Genomic DNA, 15,767 nt, shown 5'->3' with positions numbered 1-15,767 from the left:
TCCGTATAGAGCGGTATCAATGGGCTTCCAGCCAATCTTTTCCAACCCCTACCTCGACTATCAACGGAACTTCGATTTTTATGGCATTGGCCATTAATTCCGGAACCTTGTTTTTCAGAAGCTCCAGTTCATCGCTCAGGGCATCAAATACGAGTTCGTCATGCACCTGTAGAATCATTTTGGATTTCAGGTTTTCTTTTTTCATCCACTCATGGACCTGAATCATGGCCACTTTGATCATATCCGCGGCGGATCCTTGTATAGGGGCATTGATGGCATTTCTCTCCGCAAAGCCCCTCATAGTGGCATTTCGGCTGTTGATGTCCCGCAGGTACCTTCTTCTGCCAAGAAGTGTCTCTACATATTCATTTTTCCGCGCCTTTTCAATGCTCCGGTCCATATACGCTTTGACCGCGGGAAACTCCTTGAAGTAGGCATCAATAATCTCTTTGGCCTCCCCACGGGGAATGTTGAGTCTCTGTGAAAGTCCGAAAGCCGATATGCCGTATATGATGCCAAAATTGGCGGTTTTGGCTTTTCTCCTCATGTCTGCATTGACCTCTTCCAAGGGGACCTGAAAAATTTTGGCCGCAGTGGTGGCATGGATATCCCGGCCATTTCTGAAAGCCTCAATCATGGAAGCATCTTTGGAAAACGCCGCCATAATCCGGAGTTCAATTTGGCTATAATCTGCCGCCATGATGATGTGCCCACTGTCTCTGGGTACAAAAGCTTTTCTGATTTCCCGCCCTCTTTCCGTTCTTATGGGGATATTCTGAAGGTTGGGATTGATGGAGGACAACCTGCCCGTGGCCGCCACAAACTGATTGTAAGTGGTGTGGATACGCCCTGTTTTCGGGTTGATCATGTTGGGAAGGGCGTCCACATAGGTGGATTTGAGCTTTACAAGTTGCCGGTAGTCCAGAATGGCCTGGGCTATTTCATGCTCCATGGCCATCTTGCTCAGCACTTCCTCCCCGGTAGCATATTGGCCGGTTTTTGTTTTTCTGGCCTTGGGGTCCAGGTTCAACTTTCCGAAAAGTATTTCTCCCAACTGCTTTGGAGAACTGAGGTTAAAAGGCTCACCGGCCATCTCATACACCTTCTGTTCAATCTCCTTGCTTTCTCTTTCCAACTGTCCGGAAAGCTCTGCCAGACTTTCGGTGTCTATTTTCACGCCGGCATATTCCATTTCCGTCAGTACCCGGATGAGTGGATTTTCCACGTCATGCAGGAGTTTTTCTACGCCGTTTTGCCGGACGATGGGATCCAACTTGTGTTTCAGCTGCAGGGTGATGTCGGCATCTTCAGCGGCATATTCCACGATTTTATCCATATCCACATCCCGCATGTTTCCCTGACTTTTGCCTTTTTTCCCTATCAGTTCCTCAATGGACACCGGTTTGTAATTAAGGTACTGCTGGGCCAGCCAATCCATGGAATGTTTGCCTTCAGGCTCAATGAGATAGTGCGCCAGCATCGTATCATAGAGCTTCCCTTTTACCTCCGTTCCATAATTTTTTAAAACCAACAGGTCGTATTTCACATTCTGGCCAATGATGAGAAGATCTTCATTTTCAAATACCGGTCTGAGCCATACCAGGATTTCCTTTGCTTTTTCTTCATCATCGGGAAAGGGTAAATAGAATGCCTCCCCCGGAAGATAAGCAAAAGAAATGCCCACGAGAGCAGCTTCATTGGGATTGACCGAAGTGGTTTCTGTATCAAAACATATCTCGCTTTGGTACAGCAGGTAACGGACCAGCTCTTCCACTTCTTCCTTACCTTCTACTTTATGATAATCGTGGACACGGGTGATGACGCTGTCCTGATAGTCAGGGATTGCTACCGGCTGCACGGGTTCTTCTTCCACGGTAACCTCCTCTCCCGTAAATAAGCCCAGCTGTTCATCCACTTTGATTTTGGGTTTCTTGATCGCCTCGCCAAAAACCCGCTGGGTGAGGGTTCGAAACTCCAATTCGGCAAAAAGGGCTTTTAGCTTAACTTCATCCGGTTTTTCATACTGCAGGGCCTTTTCATCAAAATCTATGGGGACATCCTGCCTAATCGTGGCCAGTTCTTTGGATAGGATTCCCTGCTGGCCGAAATTTTCGACATTCTCCCTTTGTTTGCCTTTGAGTTGGTCCGCGTTTTTTACCAATTCTTCCACAGAACCGAATTCTTTCAGCAACTTCACTGCTGTTTTGGCCCCTATACCCGGTATGCCGGGGATGTTGTCCACGGCATCCCCCATAAGGCCTAAAATATCCCTTACCTGGTCGACGTGTTCTATATCCCATTTAGCACAGATTTCCTTAGGCCCCATGATATCCACTGCGTTTCCCATAAAAGCCGGCTTATAAAGATATATATGGTCTTCCACCAGCTGCCCAAAATCTTTGTCCGGTGTCATCATATAGACTAAAAAGCTTGTTCTTTCGGCTTTTTTTGCCAGGGTGCCTATAATATCATCGGCTTCGAAGCCATCCATTTCCAGCACAGGGATATTAAAAGCCTTCACGATCTGTTTTACCCAGGGAATGGCCACCTCAATATCTTCCGGTTGTTCCTGGCGGTTTGCTTTATAGGCTTCAAATTGGTCATGTCTAAAAGTAGGGGCATACGTATCAAATGCCACCGCGATGTGGGAAGGTTTTTCTTTTTCCAGGACTTCTAGAAGGGTATTGGTGAAGCCAAGCATCACGCCGGTGTTGAGTCCCTTACTGTTGATTCTGGGATTCTTACTGAAAGCAAAGTGTGCCCTGTATATCAATGCCATCGCATCCAGAAGAAAGAGTTTCTTGTCACCTTTTGACATAAATTGTTCTTTTAAAAATGAAACTGATTGATGTTGGAATCCATTTTTCCAAAACGTGTCCAAGTTACGAATAAATAAGGAATGGCTAAACCAACCTCAATGTGGTTTGGGTATTTATAATGAATAAAATTTTATATTCCGGGTCTTTTTGGTAAGATTATTGGTGGGCCTAAAGAAGTACTTTAAAATACAGCTGCGTTATTAATTATTTCGATGTTTAACCTTTAAAAAAAAAAGAAAATGAAAAAGATAGCGTATTTTTTATCACTGGTGATACTCTGTATGAGCATGGCTCCTATTGCCATAGCCAAAGATGCAAAAAAAGATAGGGAAAAAACGGAACTCACTCCTGAGGAGGAAGCAAGATTAGAGGTACTGGATTCGAGGGTATTGGAGATCAAAGCCATGGATTTTAAAGAAATGTCCAAAGAAGAGCGGAAAGAGCTCCGTAATGAGCTGAGAGAGATCAATAAAGAAGCCAAGAGGCTGAGCGGCGGCGTCTATATTTCAGCGGGTGCCATTATCGTTATTCTGATAATTCTGCTCATCATCACCTAAACCTATGAGGGAAAACTAACGAATTGTCAGGTTAATGCATTCGGATTGGGGGTGTATGCGACAAAATAGGTGAAAGTCGGTTTTGGCACGCTTTTTTCAGTGGTTTTACTTTAAAAGGAAGTGGAGGAAGCCATGAAAAGATCGATGATTGCCATATTAACCGTCTTCGTCCTGTTTTTGCTGACGTCTTGCTTGCCTTCAAACAGGGTAGTGGATGGTTACTATTATGATAATGTTTATTTTGGTCATCCCGGTTACTATTACTATCCCGGACCCGGAATATATCCCAGAAACAATGTTATCATTCAACAAAACCAGCCCAACCGGAATACACGGGTTGCACCCAGAAGCAACAGAGGTAGTTCAACCGTAGCACCGGACAACCGAAGAAGCAGGTCCAATGAAAGGCCAGCGGTGCAACAGAGGAACCAAAGGAGGAGCAATACCGGCAATGTAAACCGGAGCAGTGCTCCCGCCCCAAGCCGATCCAATGTAGGAACGCCAAGGGGTAACAACCGGTCCTCAGGAGGAACAACGGGATCAGGCAGAAGAGGGAATAATTAATTTGTTTGATTGTTGATAGTGTTCCAAGGTCCCCTGGAGAAATTCAGGGGCTTTTTTTTGCCCATTCCAAAACATGGGAGTCCATTTTCTCCGTCCGCGGTTTACGGGAAAATAACGGCCCGGTTTATCCTGTTAGATCAGGTATATGTTTGTAAATTTAGACGCTAACCTTTTACCCCTATGAAGATTCAGGAAGCTTACGACAAATGGGCGGGCCAATACGATGCCAGTAAAAACAGAACAAGGGACTTGGAAGCACATGCGCTAAAAAAGGAGTTGGCAAATATTGCTTTCCAAAATTGCCTTGAAATCGGCTGTGGGACAGGAAAAAATACCGAGTGGCTGATAAAAAAAGGAAAACATGTGACTGCCGTGGATTTTTCCACAGAAATGCTCACGAGAGCAAAAAACAAAATCATCTCTGACAAGGTATGCTTTCGTCAGGCAGATATCACTGAGGAATGGTTTTTTGCTGAAAAGCCCTTTGATCTGGTGACATTCAGCCTGGTGCTGGAACACATAAAAGATTTGGATAATGTTCTGCAAAAAGCTTCCCGTGCCACATCACCAGGCGGCCATTTATATATCGGTGAACTGCATCCGTATAAACAATACCTGGGAACCAAGGCCAGATTTGAAACCGAAGAGGGACGCGTGGAGCTCACCTGCTTCAATCATCATATTTCTGATTTCACGCAATCTGCCCAAGGGTATGGATTTTCTGTGGTGGATATAAACGAATATTTTGATGGTGATGATCGCGGTGAGGCACCGAGAATTTTAACAATCCTTTTGAGAAAAGACAGTGCGAAATAGTAACATATGATATAAATTGCTAGAACAATCAATCCTCAGCAATTTGGTAAATATCGCTACAAATATTTTACTATCCCTCTGCCAGATACGACATGTATTTGGTGTATGGATAGTACTGCTTCTTTTTTCTTGTGACCAATTAGAAAAAAAGGAGACTTTTAAAATTGGCTTTTCACAATGCGTAAGCAATGATGCCTGGAGGAGGGCCATGCACGAGGAGATGGCCCGGGAATTGTCCTTTTACCCGGAACTCTCCCTGGAGATCAAAGATGCCAGAGGAAACAATGAGTTGCAGATCCGGCAGATCCGCGAATTCCTCGGTGAAGGGATTGACCTGCTCGTGGTATCACCGAATGAATCGGATCCCTTGACGCCTGTGGTGGAAGAAGCTTTTCAAAGCGGCATTCCGGTGATTATCGTAGACCGTAAAATCAATTCCAACCTGTACTCAGCCTATGTCGGCGGCGACAATTACGAAATAGGTTTTACCGCTGGCCAATACATACGAAACCTGCTGGATAACAAGGGCGACCTGCTGGAGATATGGGGGCTGAAAGGAAGTTCACCTGCCAAGGAAAGAAACCGGGGGCTCATGGAGGCACTGGAGGGAAGTGACATACGGATAGTGGCCGAGCTTGAAGGGGAATGGGAGAAAGACACTGCGAGGGTCAGGATGAGGGATTATTTAGAAAAAAAAGAGCATGTTCCGTTCGACCTGATTTTTGGTCACAATGATGTGATGGCCATAGGAGCATATGAAATCTGCAGGGATGTGGGACTGCGTCACAAAAAATTTGTGGGAGTGGATGCTTTGCCGGGGAAACTCGGCGGTATCCAGGCCATTACCGACGGGGTGCTGCATGCCTCTTTCATCTACCCAACCGGAGGAGATAAAGCCATTGAGGTGGCGAAAAAAATCCTTTTTGGCGAAGTATATGAAAAGGAAAATATACTCCAAACCGCAGCGGTTGATTCGTCCAATGTGAGGATCATGAAGCAGCAAACTGACAAGATACTTGACCAGCAGGCAAACATCATCCGGCAAAGGGAAATGATCAATAACCAGGTGGAACTGTATCAAAGCCAGAGAGGGCTTTTGATGATTTTTGGGATCACTTTGTTTGTGGCCATCGCTTCTCTGGCTTACGTGTTCAAATCCCTAAAGGAAAAGCAGGAAATCAATAAAGAACTGAAGTATAAAAACCAGGAGATTTTGGAGCAGCAGGAAAAGTTGCTTGAATACTCCCGTCAGGCGGAAGAGGTCACGCGGTATAAACTGGAATTTTTCACCAACATTTCCCATGAATTCAGAACACCGCTGACGTTGATCCAGGGGCCTGTGGAAGAACTCCTGGACCGAAAGGACACCGGACAATTCAAAAGCGACCTTTTGCTGATAAAGAAAAACACGCTGCGTCTGCTTAGACTGGTGAATCAGTTGATGGATTTCCGGAAAATTGACAATGGAAAAATGCAGGTGAGGGCCAGTTTACAACCCATTGTACCGTTTTTAGAAGAGATCATGTCTGCCTTCAGGAAGACGGCCAAAGACCAGCAGGTACATTTTAAATTGATATGCGATGCGCCTAACCTGAAGGTCTGGATTGACCCGTCGATGATGGATAAGGTGATGTTTAACCTCCTGTCCAATGCTTTCAAGCTCATTCCAAGAAAAGGCCATATACACCTGCATGTGTCAGAAGATCCGGTTAGGCATGAAGTGGTAATAAAGGTGGAGGACAATGGGCCCGGGATGGATGTGTCGGAGCTGGGACACATTTTTGACCGTTTTTATCAGGCTAAGCCAGGAGAGAGGAAAACGGGAACAGGGCTGGGTCTTGCCCTGTCTAAGGAACTGGTGGAACTGCACCATGGGACGATAACAGTTTCGAGTGATCCCGGTGAAAATACGACTTTCGAAGTCCGGCTAAAGCTGGGCAATGTCCATTTTGATAGCCATGAGTTGGTGACTGATCTTTCTGAGAGTGCTTACCTGCATTTAGACCAAGAAAGTTTTTTTCGGGACGAAACCGACATTCATGCTGCCAGGAAAGATCTGGCTGAAACCGGACCGAGAATATTGGTTGTTGAGGATGATCTTGAAATCAGGTCGTACCTGAAAATAAAGCTTGAAGAGTTGTATGAAGTACTGGAAACAGACAATCCCGATACGGCTTTGGCCATGGTCCATGACTGCGTGCCGGATCTGATTACCTGTGATCTCATGTTGAAGGATAAAAATGGGCTGGATTTGGTTAGAAAACTGAAATCAGACCCTAAAACATCTTACATTCCTATCATAGCGATTTCTGCCATGGCGAGTCAGGAGGACCGGCTGGCAGGAATCAAAATGGGTGTGGATGATTATTTCACCAAGCCTTTTAGTATATCGTTGGTATTGGAACGCATCCGGGTTTTGCTTGAGGAAAGAAAGAAATTGAAGGAACACTATCTCCATGAGCTGCCCGTGATGGAACCTACTGCCAGGGACACCCATGAGCAAACAGAGAAAAAATTTGCGCTAGCCTTTAAAGCATTGGTGGAGGAAAACGTCAGCAACCCCGATTTTGGCGTTCAGGAAATCTGTTCAGAACTGGGGTTGTCCAAAGGTCAACTCTACAGGAAAACCAAAAGTGCCTTGGGATACAGTGTCAACGATTATATCAATAAAGTGCGGCTAAAAAAAGCAAGGTATTTGCTGCTGAATGACAAAAGCGCAATTGCCGACATAGCTTTTCAGGTAGGTTTCAGGACCGGGGCTTATTTTTCCACGGCATTTAAAATGGCCTTTGGCATTACGCCATCCGAATTCAGAGACCGTGCTTATCCGGATGGATTTTAAAACAAAATTGAAAGCGCAACACAAAATTGAAAGGCTGATTTCTTGTAATGGTGTGCAATAAAACGCTTAAACAGCTCATTTTGGCTCATTATGCTTTTTTTTATCCGGGAGGTCATTTTTGTAAAACTTAAAAACCGTATCACAAATTAAATTTTTTTCGGCGTCATAGCTTGGGGAACAATTAGCTATGAACAATAAACCCATATATTACGCCATAGTCGCGTCCTTAAGCGGCTTCCTTTTCGGCTTCGATACCGTTGTGATATCGGGGGCGAACCTTCCTATCAAAGTACTTTGGAATACATCCACTTGGTTTCACGGATTCTTTATTATGAGCGTGGCCTTATGGGGGACCGTTCTGGGAGCTTTGCTGGGAAGCATTCCGTGTGACCGGATGGGAAGAAAAAGCACCTTGTTCTGGATAGGTGTGCTTTATTTAATGAGTGCTGTAGGCACGGCTTTGGCTACGGATCCTTATATTTTTTCCGCGTATAGGTTTTTGGGAGGACTGGCCATCGGCACCTCCACTATAGCAGCCCCGGCCTATATATCAGAAATCTCCCCATCAAATCACCGCGGTAAGCTGGTAGGACTGTTTCAGATCAATATTGTAGTGGGGATTCTGGCCGCATATATTTCCAATTACCTGTTGGAGGGCTTTGGCGGGAAAAATGACTGGAGGTGGATGCTCGGGGCCGAGATCATTCCAGCTTTGTTGTTTTTGGCTTTGATACTGAATATCCCCGAAAGTCCGAGATGGCTCGCTTTTAGGAGAGGTCAGATCGATAAGGCCTATCTCATTTTGAAAAGTCTTTACAATAACAGCGGGCAAATGGCCGCCGAAGTACTGAAGGGAATAAAAAGCGAGCACAAAAAACCCAAGTCCAAACACGCTCCTGAAAAGAAGGCCAATTCGGCATTTGTATACGCTTTTTTTATCGCATTTTTCAACCAGGCGTCCGGCATCAATTTTATCCTCTATTACGCCCCCGAGATCATGGAAAGAGCAGGGTTTGCCACAGAGGAATCATTACTAGGAGCGGTATTCATTGGCGTGACCAACCTTTGCATTACCCTGTGGAGCCTTTCACTGATAGACAGAATGGGGAGAAAACACCTGATGTTGATCGGATCCCTGGGGTATCTGCTCAGTCTGAGCATGGTTACTTTCGGCTTTTATTACCATGTGTCGCCTGTTCTCAACCTGATGGGCATGCTCCTGTTTATTTCTGCACACGCCATTGGGCAGGGCAGTGTAATATGGGTGTTTATCTCCGAAATCTTCGCCAATAAATGGAGGGCCAAGGGACAGTCCTTCGGCGCGTTGGTACATTGGGCCATGGCGGCCCTGATTACCCTTTCCGGATCCTTTTTGATAGCCAATCTACAGGCCTGGCAGGTTTTTCTGATCTTCCTGGTTTTCATGACAATGCAAACCATCTTCGTCATTTTTTTTATGCCCGAAACCAAGGGAAGGCCCCTGGAGGAAGAGTATTTTGAGTCCTATTCTCAATCAGAAATAAAGCAAACATAAGTCAACAACAAATAAAACTAAACTTGTATGTAAGATGATAAACCCGATTAGATTATGAAAACGCAAATTTTACAAATGATTCTGGTCCTACTGATGGGTATTCCTGCATGGGCGCAGGAAGGGACAATCACGGGGAAAGTGACCGATGGCCCTGCGGGTGAAGGCATCCCAGGTGTGACGGTATTGGTACAGGGTACGAACAGAGGTACCATTACCGATGTAGCCGGTAATTATAGCATTTCTGCCAGTAGTGATGAAACACTGGTATTCACTTTCGTAGGTTATGAGTCCATAACCGAAATGGTCGGAAACAGGAATGTCATAAACGTAGCCCTGGCCGAAGATGTTTCCGATTTGGAAGCCGTAGTGGTGGTCGGGTACGGGACACAAAGAAAGGCCGATATGACCGGAGCCATTGTCGCCGTGGACCTGGACCCCCTTAAAGGCCAGACTTTCAGCTCAGGTAACCCCATGCAGGCGCTGCAGGGACGCGTACCCGGTCTGTTGGTGGAAAAATCAGGCGACCCCTCCGGCGCGAGCAGCAGGATACTTATCCGCGGAACATCCACCTTGGGCAACAATGACCCTCTATACATTATCGATGGCGTGCCCACCAAAAGGCAGGAGGTATTTGCCAGTTTGAACCCCGAAGCGATCGAATCCATTCAGGTGCTTAAAGATGCCTCGGCAGCCTCTATTTACGGGTCAAGAGCAGCAAACGGGGTCATTGTCGTGACCACAAAAAATAAAGCCTCCGGTCAGGACAGGTTGAGCGTAACCGTAAACTCCAACGTGTCGGTGCTATCAGAGAAAAACCAAAGGTACAAGATGCTCAACGCAGTACAAAGGGGAGAAGTGCTTTGGCGCGCATCAGTAAATGACGGGGCCGATCCCGCAGGCGGTTATGGAGAGATTTACGATTTTGATTGGAACGGGGATTTCAGTAATCCTGTACTCAACCGCGTGAGCGTGAGACCATACGTGGGAGGCGACCAAAATGTGCCTGCCGGTGATACTGACTGGCAGGATGAGACCTATGAAACCGGTTATGCGTTCAATAATGAATTGACCATTTCAACAAACTCAGAAAAATCTTCCTTAATGATCAACTTAGGTCATTTTAAGAATACAGGGATATTGAAATACACAGGTTTTGAACGGTATACAGCAAGGGTAAATGCCAATACCTGGCTGTTCAATGACAAGGTCAGATTTGGCGTCAATACGCAGTTTACCAATTCCAATGAGACACTGGCCTCAAGAGATGTAGGTAGTGCGCTTACTCCGGGCTTGGCCATCACCATGGCTCCCACCATCCCTGTCAGAGACCTGCATGGAAATTTCGCGGGTCCCCTGGGCTCGGGGTATTCAGATAGGAATAACCCGGTGTTGATGCAATACCTGAACCGGTGGGACAACACCCGTAAGAACAATTTTTACGGAAACGTGTTCGCCGAATGGGGAATCCTGGACAACCTCACTTTTAGGTCCAGTTTGGGTTTGGATTATAATGATTTCCACAGAAAGGACATTGAGCCGCGGGTAAGTAACGGTTTTATTACAAGAAGCAACAACCGCCTAATCCGCGATACCAATCAATTTTCCAGCTTGGTATTCTCCAACACCCTTGATTACAAATTGAATTTAGGGCTACACCGTTTTGAGGTGTTATTAGGGGTGGAGTCCATAAAGGATGACTTTTCGAGCGTATTGGCCATGGCCGATGGCTTTGCTGTAGAAACCGAATCCTATTTTGTACTGGATGCCGCCACTGGTGCCAGGACCACTACCGGCAGGGCAACAGGGAATAGGTTACTGTCCCAATTTGGAAAGTTGAACTATGCCTTTGCAGACAAATATTTAGCCTCGTTCACCCTCAGAAGGGATGGTTCATCCAGGTTTGGTAGAAATAACCGGTATGGGATATTTCCTGCGGTAACTGCCGGCTGGAGGTTGAGTGATGAAGAATTGCTCAAAGATGTCAACGGTCTTTCGGATCTTAAAATAAGGGCTGGATATGGCGAAGTAGGCAATCAGGAAATAGGGGATTTGGCGAGGTTTGGTTTGTACGAGGCGCGGTATGGGGCCAACCAATCCCAATTTACAGGTGGGTTTTTTGAATTCTATTATAACGTGGGCACGGCATATGACATCAATGGAAACGGTTCAGGCAACCTGCCTTCGGGCTTTGTGTCCATACAAGCGGAAAACCCTGACCTGAAATGGGAGACAACCAAGGAGTGGAATGTGGGATTGGATTTTAGCTTGTTCAATTACGCCATTACCGGATCATTTGATTATTTCATAAGAAATACAAGTGATATCCTGACCAGACCGCCGATCGCTTCTGTAATAGGCGAAGGCCAGGAAAGGGTGCTGAACGGGGCGTCCACCGAAACCAAAGGGTGGGAACTGATGCTGGCTTACCAAAAATCCTGGAGCAATGGCTTGACCATGAGTGTCAATTCCAACTTCGGGGCCTTTTTTGACAAAATCACCTTTTTGCCGGAAGAGGTAAGGGCGGCCTTCCCCGGTACTGCCGAAAATTCCATTATTGGCCAATCCCAGTTTTCCATATTTGGCTTTAGGACAGACGGACTGTTCCAAAGTCAGGAAGATGTAAACTCCAGCCCAACCCAGGTAGGGGCCCGGCCCGGGGGGATAAAATTAATGGATATCAACAACGACGGTGTGATTGATGCCAATGACCGGGATTTTATTGGCAACACTTTGCCGGCGTTGGAATACGGATTGGGAATCAACCTGGCCTACAAGAACTTTGATCTTGCTGTTTTTGGATCGGGGGTTGCGGGAAGAATCGGGTTAGACCCCTATATATTCTGGAACAATTTTGTCCAGGGTCGGGAAAATGCAGGGCTTGGCGTGTTGAATGCCTGGACCCCCGAGAATCCCGGTTCAGACATACCTTCCCTGTCATTGGCCTTCAATGAAACCAGGACATCGGATTACCTCTTCAGAAACAACGCTTACTTTAAAATCAGAAACCTCCAGTTCGGTTATAATGTGCCGCAGGTCCTGATAAACAAATGGTCTGGCGTAAGCGGCGTGCGCGCTTATTTTCAAGGGGAAAACCTGATTTGGTTTACACATAGAGATTACATCGGTTCTGACCCGGAAAGGACTGATGTGGGCAGAATTCCTGTCCCTACGGTATTTTCATTGGGGCTGAATGTAAACTTCTAAAATAAAAGAAATCATGAAAAAATATCATATATACTTACTAGGAATACTGGCTTGTCTGTTTATGGAGGCATGTTCCAGTGATTTCTTGGAATACGAACCAAAAGGGGTTCTTTCCAGCGACAACGTAGCTACCCCCGAAAATGCGGAGGGGTTGGTAATTGCAGCTTATGCGGGCATAGGCAACGATGAAATGATAGGCCCCATCACCCATCTTTGGGTATATGGCAGTGTTAGGTCGGATGATGCTTATAAAGGAGGCGGAGGTCGCGGTGATGTCGGGGTCGTGGATACCTACGAGCAATACAATCTTACCATTCCGGATCAAGGCGCCGACATGACGCCCAGAACCTGGACCAATTATTATAAAGCCATTTCGAGGGCTAATTTTGCCCTTTCTGTGATCAATTCCATCCCCGATGAGGAGTACGCCGAAAAGACGGTCCGGCAGGCAGAATTAAGGTTTCTCAGGGCACATTCCCATTTTATGCTTAAGCTTCTATTCAAAAAAATCCCTTATATCACAGAGGAACTAAGTCAGGAAGAGGCTTCCCAGGTCACCAATGATGTTTCAAATGACGGACTATGGAACGCCATAGCCAACGATTTTCTTTTTGCCTACGATAACCTTCCGCAGTTCCAGGATGAAGCAGGTAGAGCAAATAGAAATGCCGCTGCTGCTTATTTGGCAAAGGTACGGCTTTATCAGGCCTATGAGCAGAATGACCAGCACCGGGTAGTCAATATCAATCAAGCCAGGCTTGAGGAAGTCATACAGTATGCCGACGAGGTGGTAGGAAGCCTTGAACCGGATTTCGGCAACAACTTTCTGGATGGATTTGACAACGGCCCCGAATCGATCTGGGCGGTACAGTTTTCCATCAACGACGGCACCGTGGTGGGCAGGGTAAGTTTTGTGACCGGACTTAACTCACCGCACGGAACCGGCCTGTATGGCTGCTGCGGATTCCACCTGGCAAGTCAAAATCTAGTAAATGCCTTCAGGACTGACAACAATGGCTTGCCTCTACTGGACAACTTCAACGACCAAAATATTTTCAACAGCATTGCTGGGGATGGCACGGCGCCGGCAGCGGAAGGGCTAACCATAGATCCCAGGCTTGACCACACCGTGGGGGTACCCGGCAGACCCTTTAAATACAGAAATACCATAAACCAACCAGGGGATATGGTTTATAATTTTAGTTGGGCCAGAGATCCGGGCGTTTATGGATATTTTGGAAATATGAAAGAACAACAAGCCCCGGATTGCTCATGCTATGTTAAGGAAGGGCCGTTTGTAGGGACCTCGAAAAACGTGGATTTTATCCGGTATGCCGATGTATTGCTGTTCAAGGCAGAAGCATTGATCCAGCTGGACAGATGGGATGAAGCCCTTCCCATCATCAATGAGATAAGGGCCAGGGCCGCGGCCAGCACTCAGCGGCCCTTGGCAGCCGGGGCATCAGACATCTACCATGTTTCTTTGTACGAAGCTTTTCCGAACAAAGAATTTGCATGGAAAGCACTTAAGTTCGAGAGAAGGCTGGAGTTTGCTATGGAAGGACATCGGTTTTTTGACTTGGTAAGGTGGGGTGAAGCGGAAGAAGTATTAAATGATTATCTTGCTAAGGAACGGGTGAGGAGGGATTTCCTAGCCAACGCCGTGTTTACTGCGGGAAGGGATGAGTATTATCCTATTCCACAACGTGAGATAGACTTTACCAGAGGGGTTTATACCCAAAATCCAAATTATTGAAATCCAATCCGGAAACACAGAGCATTTGTCTGTGTTTCCGGAACATTTCTTACCTTGAAAAATTAGTTGTAAATGTGCCGACTGTTGAAAAATTTCACAAAAATATATCCTCTTGGAATCTGCATCGCTGCCCTCATGGCAGGATGTGGCGGTGAAGAAAACACCGAAGTGACGCAAAGCGAACCGGAGTTTAACGAACCCTTCCGGCCGCAGTACCATTTTACACCTCCGGCTATGTGGATGAACGATCCCAACGGCATGGTGTACCATGATGGCGAATACCACCTGTTTTACCAACATTATCCTGACAGCACTGTTTGGGGGCCCATGCATTGGGGACATGCGGTATCGGAGGATCTGGTCCACTGGGAGCATTTGCCCGTGGCCATAGAACCGGATGAGCATGGTTGGATTTTTTCAGGATCGGCCGTTTTTGATGCCGATAATACCAGCGGGCTGGCTACTGAAGACAATCCGCCTTTGGTGGCTATTTATACTTACCATGATCCCGTGGGTGCGGAGGCCAAAAGGGATGATTTTCAGACCCAGGGGATTGCCTATAGTACCGACCGGGGCAGAAACTGGCTAAAATACGAAGGTAACCCCGTGTTGAAAAATCCGGGGATCCGCGATTTTCGTGACCCTAAAGTGAGTTGGGTGGATGACAAGTGGATCATGTCCTTGGCCGTTAAGGACCGTATCAGCTTTTATTCTTCCCCCAATTTGATAGACTGGACGCATGAAAGCGACTTCAACCCCTCTTGGGCTGCTTACGGAGGGGTCTGGGAGTGCCCGGATTTGTTTCCTTTAACAACAGCCGGCGGCGAGGAAAAATGGGTGCTTTTTGTCAGCATCAACCCCGGAGGGCCCAACGGCGGTTCCGCCACCCAGTATTTCATAGGGGATTTTGACGGGAAGCAATTCCACGTGGAGAGCAGGGAAGTGAAATGGCTGGACTATGGGGCAGACAATTACGCAGGTGTTACCTGGTCCAATGTGCCGGAAGAGGATGGCAGAAGGCTTTTCATAGGCTGGATGAGCAATTGGACCTATGCCAACATCGTGCCCACCGAAAACTGGCGTTCCGCCAACACGGTGCCACGCAATTTGGAACTGGTGGAAACGAATGGGGACTATCTCGTGGCCTCCAGGCCGGTGAAAGAGCTCGATATGCTAAGAAACGACACCCATAAAGCGGAGGGGAGCGGGTTTAGCTTGGACCATGAATTGGTGGAAATTCTCCTTACACCCAATCAGGAGAAATTTAAAGTAGAAATAGGAAATGAAAAAGGGGAGCGCGTGGTACTGGAAAAAAACGGGGATCAGCTGGTATTTGACAGAAGCCAATCCGGCATTACGGATTTCCACGAAGCTTTTTCGAAACCACATACGGCACCTTTAAACGGCCTAAAAATAAAAGATGTGCGTATCTATTTGGACCGCTCTTCTGTTGAAGTATTTATCAATGACGGGGAGCTGGTCATGACGGAGGTTATTTTCCCAACCGAACATTATAACCGCGTTTCGCTTTCCGGATTCAGCGCCGATTCGCAGGTTCACTACCTGAATTCTATTTGGTAAACAGCTTCTGATTCATTCCAATAACCTAATTTCTTCCGGTGTGACTTTCTTTGATCAAAAATCAAAGAGGGTCACCCCATTATCTGATATTTTC

9 protein-coding genes are annotated in these 15,767 nt (G+C 46.6%); 8 read left to right on the top strand and 1 reads right to left on the bottom strand.

Going from position 1 to position 15,767, the window contains the following annotated elements; genetic code table 11:
• Positions 1-16 precede the first annotated feature (16 nt).
• Positions 17-2,818, bottom strand: a complete 2,802-nt coding sequence (gene polA, locus ACFPFU_RS00700; RefSeq protein ID WP_377060508.1) for a DNA polymerase I — start codon at positions 2,816-2,818, stop codon at positions 17-19.
• A 240-nt stretch (positions 2,819-3,058) separates the two neighbouring features.
• Here polA and ACFPFU_RS00695 point away from each other — a divergent pair, with 240 nt between their 5' ends.
• The 8 genes from ACFPFU_RS00695 to ACFPFU_RS00660 all read left to right on the top strand — a co-directional run bounded on the left by ACFPFU_RS00695 (position 3,059) and on the right by ACFPFU_RS00660 (position 15,673).
• Positions 3,059-3,376, top strand: a complete 318-nt coding sequence (locus ACFPFU_RS00695) for a hypothetical protein (protein ID WP_377060506.1) — start codon at positions 3,059-3,061, stop codon at positions 3,374-3,376.
• Positions 3,377-3,508: 132 nt separating this feature from the next.
• Positions 3,509-3,940, top strand: a complete 432-nt coding sequence (locus ACFPFU_RS00690; protein WP_377060504.1) for a hypothetical protein — start codon at positions 3,509-3,511, stop codon at positions 3,938-3,940.
• Between the two features lie 180 nt (positions 3,941-4,120).
• Positions 4,121-4,756 (top strand): class I SAM-dependent methyltransferase, encoded by a 636-nt coding sequence (locus ACFPFU_RS00685; RefSeq protein WP_377060502.1) that lies wholly within the window; start codon positions 4,121-4,123, stop codon positions 4,754-4,756.
• A gap of 16 nt (positions 4,757-4,772) precedes the next feature.
• Positions 4,773-7,598, top strand: coding sequence for a hybrid sensor histidine kinase/response regulator transcription factor (locus tag ACFPFU_RS00680; protein WP_377060501.1), 2,826 nt, complete (start codon positions 4,773-4,775; stop codon positions 7,596-7,598).
• A gap of 187 nt (positions 7,599-7,785) precedes the next feature.
• A complete protein-coding gene (locus ACFPFU_RS00675; protein ID WP_377060499.1) occupies positions 7,786-9,132 on the top strand; it encodes a sugar porter family MFS transporter in 1,347 nt (448 codons plus the stop codon).
• A 54-nt stretch (positions 9,133-9,186) separates the two neighbouring features.
• A complete protein-coding gene (locus ACFPFU_RS00670; RefSeq protein WP_377060497.1) occupies positions 9,187-12,336 on the top strand; it encodes a SusC/RagA family TonB-linked outer membrane protein in 3,150 nt (1,049 codons plus the stop codon).
• Positions 12,337-12,349: 13 nt separating this feature from the next.
• Entirely contained in the window at positions 12,350-14,092 is a 1,743-nt protein-coding gene (locus ACFPFU_RS00665) for a RagB/SusD family nutrient uptake outer membrane protein (RefSeq protein WP_377060495.1), read from the top strand.
• Positions 14,093-14,227: 135 nt separating this feature from the next.
• Positions 14,228-15,673 carry a glycoside hydrolase family 32 protein gene (locus ACFPFU_RS00660; protein ID WP_377061381.1) on the top strand — a complete coding sequence of 482 codons (1,446 nt, stop codon included), beginning with the start codon at positions 14,228-14,230 and terminating at the stop codon, positions 15,671-15,673.
• Positions 15,674-15,767 lie beyond the last annotated feature (94 nt).

Source organism: Negadavirga shengliensis, from assembly GCF_042652345.1.
Classification (GTDB): Bacteria; Bacteroidota; Bacteroidia; order Cytophagales; family Cyclobacteriaceae; genus Negadavirga; species Negadavirga shengliensis.
This window is presented reverse-complemented; position numbering and strand designations above follow the sequence as displayed.

Bases quoted from the DNA above. Each gene is read 5' to 3' on its own strand.
- polA (WP_377060508.1), bottom strand. From the start codon at position 2,818: ATGTCAAAAGGTGACAAGAAACTCTTTCTTCTGGATGCGATGGCATTG.
- ACFPFU_RS00695 (WP_377060506.1), top strand. From the start codon at position 3,059: ATGAAAAAGATAGCGTATTTTTTATCACTGGTGATACTCTGTATGAGC.
- ACFPFU_RS00690 (WP_377060504.1), top strand. From the start codon at position 3,509: ATGAAAAGATCGATGATTGCCATATTAACCGTCTTCGTCCTGTTTTTG.
- ACFPFU_RS00685 (WP_377060502.1), top strand. From the start codon at position 4,121: ATGAAGATTCAGGAAGCTTACGACAAATGGGCGGGCCAATACGATGCC.
- ACFPFU_RS00675 (WP_377060499.1), top strand. From the start codon at position 7,786: ATGAACAATAAACCCATATATTACGCCATAGTCGCGTCCTTAAGCGGC.
- ACFPFU_RS00670 (WP_377060497.1), top strand. From the start codon at position 9,187: ATGAAAACGCAAATTTTACAAATGATTCTGGTCCTACTGATGGGTATT.
- ACFPFU_RS00665 (WP_377060495.1), top strand. From the start codon at position 12,350: ATGAAAAAATATCATATATACTTACTAGGAATACTGGCTTGTCTGTTT.
- ACFPFU_RS00660 (WP_377061381.1), top strand. From the start codon at position 14,228: ATGGCAGGATGTGGCGGTGAAGAAAACACCGAAGTGACGCAAAGCGAA.